Annotated in this window: 12 protein-coding genes; 6 read left to right on the forward strand and 6 right to left on the reverse strand. The window is 49.4% G+C overall.

Annotation, left to right across the window (positions count from 1 at the left end):
* Nucleotides 1–121: 121 nt before the first annotated feature.
* The 3 genes from O4H47_RS17555 to repA form a co-directional block, all read right to left on the reverse strand.
* Nucleotides 122–1,000 (reverse strand): helix-turn-helix domain-containing protein, encoded by an 879-nt coding sequence (locus O4H47_RS17555; protein WP_269395321.1) that lies wholly within the window; start codon nucleotides 998–1,000, stop codon nucleotides 122–124.
* A gap of 349 nt (nucleotides 1,001–1,349) precedes the next feature.
* Entirely contained in the window at nucleotides 1,350–2,363 is a 1,014-nt protein-coding gene (gene repB, locus O4H47_RS17560) for a plasmid partitioning protein RepB (RefSeq protein WP_269395322.1), read from the reverse strand.
* Nucleotides 2,360–3,598 carry a plasmid partitioning protein RepA gene (gene repA, locus O4H47_RS17565; RefSeq protein ID WP_419719644.1) on the reverse strand — a complete coding sequence of 413 codons (1,239 nt, stop codon included), beginning with the start codon at nucleotides 3,596–3,598 and terminating at the stop codon, nucleotides 2,360–2,362. The genes repB and repA overlap by 4 nt, the downstream gene beginning before the upstream one ends.
* A gap of 563 nt (nucleotides 3,599–4,161) precedes the next feature.
* On the opposite strand from repA, the gene O4H47_RS17570 reads away from it, so the two are divergent.
* Both O4H47_RS17570 and O4H47_RS17575 read left to right on the forward strand, forming a co-directional pair.
* Nucleotides 4,162–5,250 (forward strand): Fic family protein, encoded by a 1,089-nt coding sequence (locus tag O4H47_RS17570; RefSeq protein ID WP_269395323.1) that lies wholly within the window; start codon nucleotides 4,162–4,164, stop codon nucleotides 5,248–5,250.
* Between the two features lie 108 nt (nucleotides 5,251–5,358).
* Complete coding sequence (locus tag O4H47_RS17575) at nucleotides 5,359–5,658, forward strand: PfkB family carbohydrate kinase (protein WP_269395324.1); 300 nt, start codon at nucleotides 5,359–5,361, stop codon at nucleotides 5,656–5,658.
* Nucleotides 5,659–5,713: 55 nt separating this feature from the next.
* Here O4H47_RS17575 and O4H47_RS17580 read toward each other — a convergent pair whose 3' ends face one another.
* Nucleotides 5,714–7,753 carry a bifunctional aldolase/short-chain dehydrogenase gene (locus O4H47_RS17580; RefSeq protein ID WP_269395325.1) on the reverse strand — a complete coding sequence of 680 codons (2,040 nt, stop codon included), beginning with the start codon at nucleotides 7,751–7,753 and terminating at the stop codon, nucleotides 5,714–5,716.
* Nucleotides 7,754–7,834: 81 nt separating this feature from the next.
* On the opposite strand from O4H47_RS17580, the gene O4H47_RS17585 reads away from it, so the two are divergent.
* Complete coding sequence (locus O4H47_RS17585; protein ID WP_269395326.1) at nucleotides 7,835–8,809, forward strand: sugar-binding transcriptional regulator; 975 nt, start codon at nucleotides 7,835–7,837, stop codon at nucleotides 8,807–8,809.
* A gap of 63 nt (nucleotides 8,810–8,872) precedes the next feature.
* Here O4H47_RS17585 and mtnA read toward each other — a convergent pair whose 3' ends face one another.
* A complete protein-coding gene (gene mtnA / locus O4H47_RS17590; protein ID WP_269395327.1) occupies nucleotides 8,873–9,967 on the reverse strand; it encodes an S-methyl-5-thioribose-1-phosphate isomerase in 1,095 nt (364 codons plus the stop codon).
* Entirely contained in the window at nucleotides 9,964–11,232 is a 1,269-nt protein-coding gene (mtnK, locus tag O4H47_RS17595; protein WP_269395328.1) for an S-methyl-5-thioribose kinase, read from the reverse strand. Before mtnK ends, mtnA begins: the two co-directional genes overlap by 4 nt.
* 172 nt (nucleotides 11,233–11,404) lie before the next feature.
* Between mtnK and O4H47_RS17600 the strand changes: the two genes are divergently transcribed.
* The 3 genes from O4H47_RS17600 to O4H47_RS17610 are packed head-to-tail and all read left to right on the forward strand — an operon-like array spanning nucleotide 11,405 to nucleotide 15,056.
* Nucleotides 11,405–12,940: a sugar ABC transporter ATP-binding protein gene (locus O4H47_RS17600; RefSeq protein ID WP_269395329.1), complete on the forward strand. Its 1,536-nt coding sequence runs from the start codon at nucleotides 11,405–11,407 to the stop codon at nucleotides 12,938–12,940.
* A gap of 26 nt (nucleotides 12,941–12,966) precedes the next feature.
* The gene (locus O4H47_RS17605; RefSeq protein WP_269395344.1) at nucleotides 12,967–13,956 is read left to right on the forward strand and encodes an ABC transporter permease; all 990 of its coding nucleotides are present in this window, start codon (nucleotides 12,967–12,969) and stop codon (nucleotides 13,954–13,956) included.
* A gap of 53 nt (nucleotides 13,957–14,009) precedes the next feature.
* Nucleotides 14,010–15,056 carry a substrate-binding domain-containing protein gene (locus tag O4H47_RS17610; RefSeq protein WP_269395330.1) on the forward strand — a complete coding sequence of 349 codons (1,047 nt, stop codon included), beginning with the start codon at nucleotides 14,010–14,012 and terminating at the stop codon, nucleotides 15,054–15,056.

Here is a 15,056-nt window from a genome sequence, read left to right on the forward strand (position 1 = left end):
CGGAAGAAGCGAAACGCTCAATTTATGGAGCGAGTTCGCTGTTCACTTGCAATGAAGAAGTGATGTTTTTGATGCTTTGGCTTTGCAGTAGGGAAATTTTCAGCTGTTTAAGCTGGAAATTCTAATCAAATGGGTCAGCCATTAGGCTGTCGCTATTATATCTATGTGAGATTTGCTTTTTAGAGGACACTTGTGTCTTATCTGAATAATCAGCACGAAGGTCTGTTTCAGAAGCCCCTAAGCTAAAGAACTGTCGAACAAGATCGCTGGTGCGCTTTAAATCCTCATAGAAGGGCTTCGTGATTTCTCCAACCCGCATCACCAGCCCCACATACAAACCACGCGCATTGCGCTTTGTGTGGGCAAACAAATAGCCAAACTGCACCAGATCGGCGATATAGCGTTGAATGGTGCGGGTTGAGCGGTTCATGATGTTGGCCAAGGTGCCTTTGGTGGTCTCTGTGATCCCCTCTTTGCCACAGCGCGCATGAATGATCTGCAACAGGGCTTTTGCGTTTGGGGTCAAACGTTCGTCTCTGGCCGCCGTTGTGGCCATATTGGGCGCATATTGGTCTGAAGGGATCGGCGACTGTCGGCCCCACCGCACAGGCACGCGCTTTGACATCTCAAATCTCTTGGGAGTAGCCACAGAGCTTAAAAGTTCCCTGCCCGCACCCTGGGCCATATTTTTGGCGCCACGCCCGGCCCTCTCAGCTCTAATCTCACGCATGATGGCGTCAGCTTCGGCTTCTTCAGGGGTGATATAGCCCTTGCGCACATATTCACGATAGGCATTGCTGCCAAATCGTGGCTTGTTAAACCCCTGCTTGGCCAAAATGGACTGGTTAAACCGCGCCTTTATGCGGCGTTGTGCCTGCTCATGGTCTGTTTCGAGCGATCGCAACATATCGTCGCCGATCATCCCCATGTCCCAGACCTTAACATCGATCCCCTTATAATTGGGTGCTAACGTACTACGGTGTTGGTTAGACGAAGCCATTGGCCCCTCTCCTCTTTAAATAAGAGGCGGCTCAGCAAAATCTTGGCAAAGAAATATCACTGCATGAAATTGGGTGATCTACTTATTGTCCAAAAATTGGATGCAACAAAGCACACGCAAAAATCACGTTTTCTCTTGCCAATAATGTTGGGGAACTGATAAGACTAAACCTAGTTCAAAAGGGTATTAGGAATTGCCGTTCCTATTGTCTAATTCAATCCCCTCCGCTGGTCACCACCTCGGGGGGTTTTGTTTATCTTAGATGTGATCTCCTCAAGACATCAAAACCATTTCAATAAATCACGCCGCTTAGAGCATGATGCTAAAAAAACCTTGTCAGCTGACAAGCCTACTCATCACTTTGCGCCCGTAGTTTTTCCAAAAATCGCTTTTCCAAATCGGGCAACTCATTCGCCATAAAAACCCTAAACTGATCGGCGTGCTGTATGGCCACGCGGATACGCATATCCGATTTGCCAAACGACACTTCCCCAACATCACCAAACGTCGTTTTGGCGGACCGTGCGGGCCTGCTTGCTGCTTCACCCTGCCCTGCAATCGCGCCCAAACAAGCCATAAACCTATCATCTGAGGTCATTTTTTTGACCTTGTCAGATGACAAGGTTTTGTCTAAATCTTCGAGCTGAGTACCGTCGGCTACAGCCGCGCAAAGATCCAGCCATCTTGGTCGTCCAATGTTGGGTGCACGGCCGATAGCTTCAACAATTGATTTGGGCAATGTGCGGGTGACGGTGCGAAACTTTGACATTTGCGCATCGTCCACCCCAAGGGCTGACTTTATGTCTTTGGGCTTAATGCCTGCCGCTTCCATCTCAGCACAAAAAAGCGCTCGTTCAATCCATGAAAGGTCTTGGCGCTCGGCGTTTTCCATTCCCTGCGCTACAACCAAATCCCGATCAGAAAAAGTGCCAAGGCGCGCCTCAACTTTTTGGCCCAAATCTGCAAGTGCACGCCAACGGCGATGTCCAAACACGATTTGATATTTGTGTTCACTTTTGGGGTCGCGACGCACCGAAATTGGTGTGCGTTGACCCTCTTTTTGCAGGGCTTGCTTAAAACGCTCAAACTCTCGCGGGTCATCATCGGGCAATCGATCACGGAACGGAGAGGGGTCGATATCGCTCGGATCTAAGGTGATGATTTGGCCGCCACGTTCTGCCTCAGCCAACAACCTGTCACGTTCTTCACGAATTTCGGTCATTGAGCGTTGGGTTGCCCCAATTACCCCGGCCGCCACCCGACTTGGTGCGGGGGTAGGTGAGGGAGATGTCTCGCGATTGGCTGCATCACCATTATGAGTCAAATTGCCAAAACTTGAAGCGATGGATTTCTTGCGGCTCATGTTCGACCCCAACTTTTGTGAACCTGATCCAATATCGCCCGATTAACATCATCCATGGATTCACGGGCGCGCTTAAGCGTATTGCGCGGAATTTCACCCGCCTCAACTTCGTAAATCGAACGTTTGCCCAAACCCGCCAACTCAACCGCAGTGCTTTGCAAGGCTGTGGGCATAATCACATCATCTGCAAACAAATGCCGTAGCAGAGCAACAATTTGGGTTTGCGCCTGATCATTTGGATCATGCCGTGTGACCAGGTAATTCATGAAATCATTGCGCATGGTTGCGCCAGCATTGCGGATTACGTCTGCCAGATCCCCAAGCATCAACAAAAACTGGCTCATTGAAGCCACATCCAGCATCGCCGGGTGAATGGTAATCACCATCGATGTGGCAGAGTAAAGCGCACCAAGGGTAAGATATCCAAGGGAAGGGGGCGTATCGAGCAAAACGATATCATAATCATCTGCCACCTCTTCAATCGCCAACTTCAACCGTTCAAAAAACAAGCCGCCTTCAACTTTTTGGTTGGTGCCAAGAACACGTGGAGTTTCATATTCAAACTCCATCACCTCAATATTGCCGGGCACAAGATCCAACCCATCAAAATAGGTTTTGCGGATCACTTCACTGATCGGTTTACGCTGCTCATCATATCGCATGGCGGCGTAAATCGTTTCATTTTGCCCCACATCCAATTCGGGTTGAAACCCAAACATGGCGGAAAGCGAGGCTTGTGGGTCCATATCAATCGTCAACACCCTGTAACCTTGCAACGCCAGGTAATGGGCCAAATGTACCGTGGTCGTGGTTTTAGCACTACCGCCTTTAAAGTTGGTCGCTGCTAATACTTGCAAATGTTCATGGGGTTGCCGGCTAGGCAACATTGCCAAATCACCGTCAGGTTTTAGCGCAGCAAAATAGCGACGCAACTCATTGATCTGAGCCAAAGTATAGGCGCGATGATTGTTCTCTAAACGGGCAGGGGAGGGACCCTTGCCATCAATCGAGAGTGTGCGCAAAGTCGACTCTGGAATAGAGGTCAGCTTTGACACTTCATTGGTCATGAAATAGCGTAAGCTTTTCTCCGCTTCGGGTGGATACATGCGCTGACGCAAAACTTGTAATTGCCCCGACAACAGGCCAGCATGGTCGACAATCTTGTCGACCGCATCAATTGCGCCGATTTGATGTGATTTGCCCATTTCGGTTGCTTTTGTGGTCTGTGTCGTCATTTTCCCTCTCTGACGGCAATCGCGCTATATAATGCACTTTTCCCGTCAACAAGTCGCATAAATGCGCCGAGTCGTAAAGGAAAACAAGGTTACCAACTTCTTAACGCCGCGCGCCGCAAAAAACAGCCTAACAGTTCAGGGGCTTAACGGGGATAAATGACAAACCAAACGTCCAAAATCCAGGCCAATTGCGGTAACCGTCGGGCACAAATTCAACGGCTCCATCAACCGCAGGGGAATCAGCAAACATTGTTTGCCCACGAAATAAGTTCATTAAAGTACAAAACGAAACCCATTTAAGATGCGCATGGCACATCATACGACGGTGCCACTGAAGCCCCCTGATACTGGGCGCAAGAAGACACATTGTGTCGGCACAGTCCCGACACAAATTCGAAACAAACCGGGATGTTTCAACGACTCAAAAACCGAAAGGGGAAGGCATCCCGCCGCTCCCTCTTTCGGCAAAAGGTCACAATGGGGCCAAAAATGATCGATAGAATTTCATTCTATAACTCATTTTATGTGGTATGGTGAGTTATAACAGCAGCGGACTATAGCTCATGAAATGGAATTGGCAACGAACAAATTGGCCCCACTTTGCCTATGATAGCGAGGCTATCAAGACGTTGGAAACTGAATTTTTGCAACAAAGCGGTATTGCCATCGGCGCATTCAAGCATATCCGTCAAGATGAAAAAGCAGAACTCATTGTGGAGCTGATCAGCACCGAAGCGCTTAAAACCTCTGAAATTGAAGGGGAATATTTCAATAGGGAATCCGTGCAGGCCTCCATCCGTCGCAATTTTGGGCTGGAAGACAAAAACCTCAAGGCGACCGCCGCAGAGCAGGGCATTGCCCAAATGATGAATGCACTCTACGAGGATTTTCGAGAACCACTTAGCCACGATATGATTTTTGAGTGGCATAAAATGATAACAGCCGGCAGGCACGACCTCATTGATATCGGGCGCTATCGCACCCATGAAGAGCCTATGCAGATCGTTTCCGGGCCCGATTACGCGCGCAAAGTTCACTTTGAAGCGCCGCCATCAGCGCAAATTCATGCCCAAATGGATCAATTCATAACTTGGTTCAACAAAAACACCACACTGCCAGCCCTAACCTGTGCCAGCATCGCGCATCTGTATTTTGAGTGTATCCATCCATTTGAGGATGGCAACGGGCGGATTGGACGTGCCATTGCTGAGAAGTCGCTTTCTCAAAATCTAGGGCAACCAACACTGCTCGCTCTATCCAACTCCATTAATACGGCCAAAAAGGCATATTACTCCAATTTGGAGAAATCAAACAAAGACTTAGAACTAACAAGTTGGATCAAATATTTCGGTGAAACGATCCTAACTGCCCAGCAATACTCATTGCGTCTAATAGAGTTTCTAATTGCCAAAACAAAACTCTTCGACCAGCTTCGCGGCCAGCTCAACCCACGACAAGAAAAGGCGATGATACGGATATTTCGCGAAGGGCCGGACGGTTTTAAAGGGGGGCTTAGCGCTGAAAACTACGTTTCAATAACCGGTGCGACACGCCCAACAACAACAAGGGATTTGGCAGACTTAGTCCAAAAAAAGGCACTCACAAAAACCGGCACGCGCCGCCACACCAGATACTGGCTGAAACTAGACTAACAAAGTGGGAAATCACGCACCAACGCAAGTATGCCTTGCCTATTGTGTTAGGGGGCGAGCCAAGCACACCTAAAAGTCTCGCTTGATTGCTCTTGCGATGAGGGTGCTATGCATCATCATGACGCCGCAAAATTGATTTCACAAGTTGATGTGTTTTTGTCAAACCAAGCGCAGCTGCTATTTATCTTGCAAGCTGATGAGATTGTGGCGTCAGATGTGAGCGCAACATTTGGCGAAAGCTGCCTTGAGGTAGTCAAACAAAGTGCTCAAGGTGCTTCCATGATCCAAAATGGAACGCATATTCATTCGCCAGCAATTGCGAGTGAGGTGGTTGACACAACCGTTGCCGGCGATGCCTTCAATGCAGGGTTCATTTCAGCATGGCTTGGTGGCAAAACTCGAGTCTAACTGAAAGCGGCGCCAAATTTACGCAAGCTCTTCTTCACACAAGAATGCTGTTTCCTCACCTCAAGCTGGCTTCGATGTTGCCGCCATCCACGGTCATAATGTGGGCCGTTGTGCGAGGCGCTAACGCCAAGGCCACAAAAGCTTGAGCAACATGGCTGGCTTCAACCTCTCGTTTGAGTAAATTACCCGATAGATAGGTTTCAGCGCTAATATTGCGAGACTTTGAGCGGCTGGCGATAAACTCATCCGTGAGTAAACCTGACCGGATACGATCCGCATTGACGCCATTTACGCGAATTCCCAATTCGCCAAGCTCGAGAGCAAACTGCTTGACCAAAAAGAAAGTCGCAGCCTTAGGCAAACCGTAGGCGCCAAAATCCTTTCCTGGATTAACGGCTTGCTTGGACACATTGAACAAAATACTCCCACCAGTGCTCTGAACTTGCATTACTCTTGCCACAGCCTGGGCAATTTTTTGGTGAGAGAAGAAGTTCAACTCAAAGCTGTTGCGCAAGGTGTCTTGATCCATCTCCAGCATAGACTTGGACCAAGCAGCACCGGCATTGCTCACCAAAACGTCAACGCCGCCAAACCGACTAACTATTGCATCTACGGCGGTTTGGGGGCCGTCTTCGCTGCATAAATCTACTATAGCACCGTCATGGTCCATGCCCAATTCGTTCAGCGCGGCGAATAGTCCATCACGATCGCGATCGACTAAAAAAATGTTGGCACCTTGATCCCTAAATGCCTTGGCTGCTGCCAAACCAATGGCACCCGCCCCCCCTGTTATCAAAACGGCCTTACCCAGCATCGCTTTTGGTTTGGCTTTGCCCAACTTGGCTTGTTCCAATGCCCAATATTCCATGTCAAACAAATCATCTTCATTGATGGGATAGAAACCACCGCTTCCTTCTGCCCACTCCATCACTTGTACAGTTTGAACACCCAGATCCGCAGCGATGCGGGCCGCACCGGCATTGCTTCCAACACCAATTATGCCAAGACCGTGAACCCAAAAAAGGTTCGGGGTCGGCAAAAGCATTGTTTTTTGGTCCGGTACGCGTGCGTTTTGTCGCGCAAAATACTCTTTATAATTGTTAATGAATTTATCAATTGCAGCGTCGATTTCACCTTGATCATCGCTGGCAATAATTGTTGGAAATGCCTTGGTACGGATCACATGGTCCGGCGTTGCCACCCCGCGCGTTGCCAAGTCGTCCAGGTCTTCGCGAGCCAAAAACCGTAAGATCTGATCGCTGGTACGCAGATCCAAAAATGGCGCGGCTTGATCTTGGTTGCCCGTGTGCGCCTTCATGGCGCGCGCTAAACTGGCGCGAATTTTGGGCAACACACTCTTGGCGCTGAGCTGTATTTTAGGGGCATGAGGTTGCGTGTCGGCGCGTCGCTCAAACCAGTTTTCCACTGCACTTACGTGATCCACCATCAACTCATAAGATGATTTGGCGTCAGGCCCGAAAGTGAAATGTCCGTGATTGATGAGGAGTAAGCCCTCAACATTGGGGTTTTTGTCAAAAACATCAGCCGCTACTTTGGCCAATTCAAACCCAGGCATGATGTAGGGAACAAAAGCAACTTTATCACCGAAAATCTCGGCGAGGACCTCTTTGACATTTGGCAGGTTGGCCAAAGCGAGCATAGCCGTTGCATGGGTATGATCGACAAATTTATGGGGAATATAGGCATGCAACAAAGTTTCAACTGAAGGGTTTGGCGAAGTGCTATCCAGCAAATTCGAACGTTGCAAATTCACCATGTCTTCATCGGAAAGTGCGTCCAGCTGGCGCAGTTTTTCCAGCGGTGCAATATGCACCCCAGGCAACCCCGCCGCCTCAATGGTCTCAAGATCCCATCCGCTACCTTTTACGTGCAATACATCGGTTTTGTCGCCGAATATATTTTGCCGACTGACCTTAACAGACGTGTTGCCTCCGCCATGCATAACCATATCAGGGTCTTGACCAATCAAGCGGGATGTATAAACCCTCAATGCGAGTTGACGATCTGCTTCCTCTGGTCCAGCATTATCATGTAATTGTTGAGCGTCTTTTGCGTTCCAGAGATTTTTAACCACGAGGCCGTCCATTCCATTTGGGGGATTTTTTGTAATTTGACAAATGTTGACATCATCTGTCAAATGGAAAAGAGGGAATTTATGGCATACGGCAAAAGAAGAGCCTCCGGGCAGGTCAGCGGTGATGAAATTGTAGTGGAGGCCGCTTGGCTTTACTATCATGATGGGCTGAACCAAAACGAAATTGCCGACCGGTTGCGTGTTTCCCGAGCAACTGTGGTCAACTACTTGCAAGAAGCGCGAGAGAATAACTACATTCGCGTCACTATGGCCCCGGATGTGTTTATTGGGCACAAGCTTTCGCATCAGTTGCGTGAAAAATTTGGCCTAAAGGCTGTATTCATAGTGCCAAATGGTTTGGGCGGTGTTCAATCACATTTAACGCGTGCCGCCCGCGGAGCGGCCGAATGGTTGCCGGATTTGATCGTCCCCGGTGATAAACTGGGCGTGGCATGGGGTCAGACCATCTATGAAATGGCAGAATTATTGGTCTCTTCTGGAAAGGTGACAATACCTGATGTGGAAGTGGCTCAACTAGTCGGTTCCATGGCGACGCCATATGGGTTCACCGCAGAAATTTGTTCAGCACATTTAGCCCAAGGGCTTGGTGCTGCTTGTGTTAACTTGCACGCCCCAGCCATTGTAACCAATGCGGATCTAGCGCAGCAATTACGTGAGGAACCAATTATAAAAAAGCAATTGGCGGCGCTAGGCCAATGTAACAAGGCGGTGTTCGCCGCCGGATCTGTTTGCGCCAATTCTCACGTGGTGATGAGCGGTATTGCCAGTGAAGATGACCTAAAAACTTACGTTGAAAATGGCGCCTGTGGTGTCTTGTGTGGTCGTTTTGTCAATAAAGAAGGCAAACCCGTTAGTGGCCCACTGGATGAACGCATGATTGGTGTTGAATTAAACAAACTCACCGATCTGGAAATGGGGCTGCTGGTTTCAGTTGGTGAAGACAAAGCACAAGCCATGTGCGCGGTGATGAATGGGGGATATGCAACACATTTGGTCACAGACGCAGATACAGCCCAAATCATATTGGACCTTTAGTCTGGCATAATTTGTAAAACCAAGTGAAAAGGGCGCAACCAAAGGGCGCCCTTTTTGAAATAGTTACTTGTGCTCAGGGAAAAGACCTTCGAGCCCCTCCCGAGAAGCGGGGCAAACGCCGCGCTCGGTAATCAACCCAGTTATTAACCTTGCTGGGGTCACATCAAAAGCAGGGTTGCCGCCTTGGGTTGCATCAGGCGAGATTTGAACCCAATCGCGCTTGCCATTTTGCAATTTGCCATAAACGTGAGTGACTTCGCGTCCATCGCGCTCTTCAATGGGGATTTCTTTCACCCCATCACTAACAGTCCAATCGATTGTCGGCGACGGCAAAGCCACAAAGAAGGGAACATTGTTGTCTTTGGCTGCAAGCGCCTTCAAATAGGTGCCAATTTTATTGCATACATCGCCTTGCGCGGTGGTGCGGTCGGTGCCGACAATCACCAAGTCTACTTGGCCGTGCTGCATTAAGTGCCCGCCCGCATTGTCCACGATCAGCGTGTGCGGCACGCCGTGGCTGGCCATTTCCCAGCTCGTCAATTGGGCACCTTGGTTCCGTGGACGTGTTTCATCTACCCAAACATGAACTTTTAGGCCCTTTTCAACCGCATGATAGATCGGTGAGGTGGCTGTGCCCCAATCTACCGTGGCAAGCCAGCCCGCATTGCAATGCGTTAAAATATTAATCGTCTCGCCAGGTGCTTTTTTAGACGCAATCTCTTCGATGAGTTTCAGGCCATTTTCACCAATGGATCGGTTAATCTCAACATCTTCATCACAAATTTCTGCGGCCAGCTCAAAAGCAGCGGCCTCGCGTTCTCCAGGGGCAATGGCTCTAAGATGAACTTTGGTCCGATTCAACGCCCAACGCAGATTGATTGCTGTGGGCCGTGTCTCGTGTAGCAACTCCCAAGTAGTCTCCAGATTTGCATCTGAAGGGTCATCTGCCATTGCTAACGCCACGCCATAGGCCGCTGTGGCACCGATCAACGGAGCGCCGCGCACCCACATATCCTTAATGGCAATTGCTGCGTCCTCGCGCGATTTAAGGTCAACAACTTTGAGCTCATGTGGCAACAGGCGTTGTTCGATGATTTTGACGGTTTTTTGATCATCCCCTAACCAAATTGAACGGTAATGTGTGCCATCTATTCTCATAGGTAGTTTTCCTTTCTTACCGCGCGAGCAAGCTCGGCGATCTGGTACGGGGAGTTGTAGGCATTTCGAGACAAGACGAGCTGGCGTCCAAATTGCAACGCGCGCGCCTCACAAACCGCACGTAAGTCATCATTTTCTATGCTGTCCAGCTCCATAATATGAGCAAGACCCAGAATCCGTCTGTGCATTTCAATGCCGGCAAAGCCTAGCAAATCGCTCCAGATGTCTTTGAGACGGTCGGCAAGGGCTCTTTCAGCTGCAATAGTTTGGTTTTGATCTTCGAAAAGCCGTCTGTCATAAAGAATGCCCGTGCGCTCTGTCCGCCATAGATGGCAGAATTCTTGTTCGAAATGTTGCCAAATGTCGCACGTCACATCCAAAATCCACTGGGCATATCCGTCTCGCGCGCCTTTTGACGTTTCGTGGCCGTCTTGTGCAAAATAGGCCATATAGAAGTTGCCCAACATCATGCCGATATCGAAGCCGATTGGGCCATAGGTAGCAAATTCTGGATCAATCACCACTGTTTCACGATCTGTGACCATTATGGAGCCGGTATGCAGATCGCCATGCAACAAGGTCTCTGCATTGTTGCAGAATTTGGCTTTAAAGTGCTGAGCAGTGACCTTAAGATCCATATCTGCACGCAGATCCGCGACAATACCATTCAAATGTGGGCTGGTATGGCGGTTCATCTTTGCGTCACAATATGGATCTGTGAACACCAAGTTTTCCGTGATATCACAAAGCTCAGCATTGTCGGCGAACAGCGCAAGGTCTTTTTTGCGCTCCTTCGTATTCATTGAAAGATCTGAGCCTCGAAACAGGGTCCGGGCACAGAACTTACCGGTAAATTCCGCCAAATTCTCGTGCTTTACGCCGTCTTTGAGGCTGTTGCGCAATATGACATGCGGTGACATGAACTGCATTACGATCAACGCTTGCGATTCATCGAAGTGATATACTCTTGGTACAGCCCCGGGCGCATATTTTGCTTGCCGAATGAGCGCATGATATTCAAAGAAAGCGCGTTTTAAGGGAAGGGGCCAGCTGTCTCCCACAAGGCGTACATAAGGCAATGCTTGCTTCACAATCGCTTGCCCGCTCGGTCCGCTAACAATAAACACAAGATTCAAATTTCCATCGCCAACTTCTTGCGCGGACCATATGCTGGAATCCGGTCCAACTTTTTCTTTCATGATCTCCAATTGGCCCAATTTCTCACCAATCGTGTCTACGTTTAATGGTTCGTATGAACTGCCCATAAAATCCTCCCAAGGCGCCGGTCAAGCTAACAGAATCGAAGGTCAGAGTGACATGCGTGTGCGTAGGCGCCAAATACATATTCACCCATGAATTGCAATTTAACTATCAAATGTCAATAACGTTTGACATTTGATATTAAATGCTCTTATCGTAAATCTATCGGAGGAGATTATGCTTGGAACGCCCATAAAAATTCGCGGCCTGGAGAAGCGCTTTGCGGCCAACCGCGTGCTGTGCGGCGTAGACTTAGACATCCCAGCAGGCAAAGTAACTGTCCTAATGGGAGCCAATGGGGCAGGTAAGTCTACCCTCGTAAAAATTATTTGCGGGCTTTACAGCGCCGATGCGGGCGAAGTGTTGCTCAATGATCAACCGTTTTCGCCAAATTCACCTTCCGCAGCACTACAGGCGGGTATTGTAACCGTGCACCAAAACATCAATGATGGCGTGGTGCCCGATTTGGATGTTGCCTCAAACTTGATGTTGGACTGGTTGGCGAACCCCAAAAGCGCGCCGCTCTTAAATCCAACAAAAATTCGCAAAGCGGCCGAAGAGATAGCTGCCAAGCTTGATTTGAATTTTGACATGAATTCCATGGTTAGTGACCTCGCCCTGGCAGATCGCCAATTGGTGGCCATCGCCCGCGCAATGGCACACTCACCCAATTTGATGATTCTTGATGAGCCAACTTCTTCGTTGTCCGCAACAGAGGCAGAGCGCTTGTTTAGGTTGGTGGATAAGTTGCGCGCGAGTGGGGTTGCAATACTGTACATTTCTCATCGCATGTCAGATATCCGCCACGTCGCAGACCGTATTGTATCCATGCGTGATGGCACGATCGTTGGTAAATATGAAACATCTCCTCTCGACTATGAGGGCGCCGTCAACGACATGCTCGGCCACACCATGACTGACGTGGATATAATGGTGCGAACCCCTGACGATGTGGTCTTAGAATTGCAAGAACTGCAGTTAAAACCGGATAGCAAACCCATTAATTTAACTGCACATCGCAACGAAGTGATTGCCATCACCGGGTTAGTGGGTGTCGGCAAAACCCAACTCACCGAAGTGTTGTTTGGACAATTTACCCCAGCTGCGGGCAATCTCCACTTGAAAGGCAAAACTTACTTACCAAAGTCGGCACGAGACGCCATCAATCACGGTGTTTTCCTTTGCGCGAAAGATCGCGGAACAAATGGCGTGGTGCAAGACTTTGACATTAATCGCAATATTACATTGCCATTTCTGTCGAGCCTTTCAACACTTGGTTTTGTAAACCGTAGCGCCGAGTATCGCATCACCAACGAAGCGATCAAGAAGTTGGGAATTGTGTGCCAAAGCGCTAACGATGACATTGGCACCCTTTCCGGCGGCAACCAGCAAAAAGTAATGGTTAGCCGGTGGCTGTCGCACCCATGCGATGTGCTGATTTTAGATGAGCCGTTCCAAGGGGTTGATATTGCAGCACGGCGCGACATTGGCGCCAAAGTGCGTGAAACCGCAAAAGACCGCGCGACCATCGTATTGATGGCGGAACTGGACGAAGCTTTGGAGATTGCTGACCGCATTCTGGTCATGGCGGAATTCACCATTGTGGGCGACCATAAGAACGAAAACGTCGATTTGGACTTGATCCTAGAACAGGTTTCAGGCGCGACGACTCCTCAAAATCTACAAAAACAAAAAGAAGGGGCGGCTCAATGAGTGAAACCCGCGTGAACAAAAGATCTATGTCGATCAAAGACTATGCCATTCGCTATGGCTTCGTGGCCCTATTGATTGGCCTGGTGGTCTATTTTGGCATCGCAGCAGAAGGTTTTTCCAGCCCCCATAGCGCTGTCTTTATTTTCCAATCAGTCGCTATTACCGGAATTTTGGCTCTGGGTGTTACGGCTACGCTGGTGGTCGGAGGGTTCGACCTATCTATCGGTGCAGTCGCCACTTCTGCCTTGATGCTTTCCGCCTATATGATGGTGGTGTTGGAGCAGAACGCATTTGTTGCAGTTGCCGCTTGCTTGCTAATGGGCGCCATTGTTGGATTGATAAATGGCTTTTTGATCGTGCAAATGCGCGTGCCAGACCTTTTGGCCACCCTGGGCATGATGTTCTTGTTGATTGGGGCGCAACGCATCCCTACTGAGGGTCGTTCGATCGCAACAGGTATGAGCCTGCCAGACGGCTCAACAGCCCAAGGTGGTTTTTCGCCTGAGTTCTTGGCGCTGGGTCGTCACCGGTTTGATTTTTTCATCGAAAATCTGATCCCTGTATCCGTCGTAATTCTGATTGTTATTGCCATCAGTATTTGGTTTTTCTTGGAATACACCAGATATGGCCGCGTTATGTATGCCATCGGCTCAAATGAGCGCGCCGCAAGTTTAGCTGGGGTGCCCGTGAAGAAATATCGGATAATCGCCTATATGATTTCTGGCGTGCTGGCATCGGTTGGTGGAATTTTGTTGGCAGCACGATTGGGCCGCGGCGACATTGCATCAGGCAATAACTTGCTGCTGGATTCTGTAGCTGCAGCGCTGATCGGCTTTGCTGTTCTAGGTGCAGCTAAACCAAACGCATTCGGTACTGCGGTGGGGGCGCTATTCGTTGGCATCCTGCTTCAGGGCCTAACCATGATGAATGCACCTTATTATACCCAAGATTTTGTGAAAGGCGGCGTGTTGGTTATTGCGCTCATGTTCACATTCGCACTCTCAAATAGGCGCTAGGTCCGACCACCCTAAAGCGCTCGTTAACGCGGTCGATTGAATTGGAGGAACAAATGAAACTTACAAGACGTGTGTTTACTAAACTGCTGGCGGGGGTATCCCTTGCTGCAACTAGCTTTGTGGGCTTGGCCCACGCCGCTGATATGCCTGCGCCTTTCGACAAACCAGGCGAAGTGAAAATCGCCTTGGTGCGCTATTTATCAACTGGCGACTTTTTCCAAGCCTATCTTTCAGGTGTTGAGCGCCAATCAGCTGCTTTGGGTGTTGATTTGCGGGTGCTGGACAGCCGCCAAGATGCAGCACTTCAAGCAGATATGGTTGACCAAGCCATAGCTTTAGGCGTCGACGGCATCATAGTGCAACACGGACTAACAGAGTCTATGCAAGAAGCGGTTCAACGGGCTGTGGATGCTGGCATAAAAGTTGTTGCGTTCGATGTGAACGTTGAAAACCCCGCTGTGCCGCAAATTGAACAATCAGACCGTGATTTAGCCCGTCTAGCTTTGGAACAAGCCATCGCTGACAATGGTGAAAGCTGGAAGGCCGGCTATGTCTATGTACCAGGCATCGCGCCCCTTGATCGCCGAGATGAAACTTGGCTTGAGTTCAAAGCGCGATATTCGGGTATCGAAGAAAAAGCTACATTTGGCACACTGGACAACCCAATCGCAAACTCCATTGCCAACCAAGCCCGCTCTGTTTTGTCGGCCAACCCTGACATTACTGTGATGTTTGCGCCATATGACGAATTCGCCAAAGGTGTAAAAATTGCAGTTGATGAAGCGGGTATGTCTGAACAAGTCAGCATCTATTCAGCCGACGTTTCTACATCTGACATAGCAGCGATGCGTGAACCAAACAGCGCTTGGAAAGCAACGGCCGCCACCAACCCAGCGGTTGTTGGAGAAGTGTCTGTGCGGGCTTTGGCCATGCTGTTGGCTGGTGAGACCCCAGGCGCAAGTGTTGTTGTGCCGCCAACCTTGATCACGCAAAAGGACCTTTTGGAAAAAGACATCAAAAACATGGAAGAGCTCAGTGCAAAATTGCCACAGTTCGCCCATGCAGCGGTTGCAGTACCTGATTGGATGCCACTGCCATAA

It is taken from the genome of Maritalea porphyrae, assembly GCF_027213965.1.
GTDB lineage: Bacteria > Pseudomonadota > Alphaproteobacteria > Rhizobiales > Devosiaceae > Maritalea > Maritalea porphyrae_A.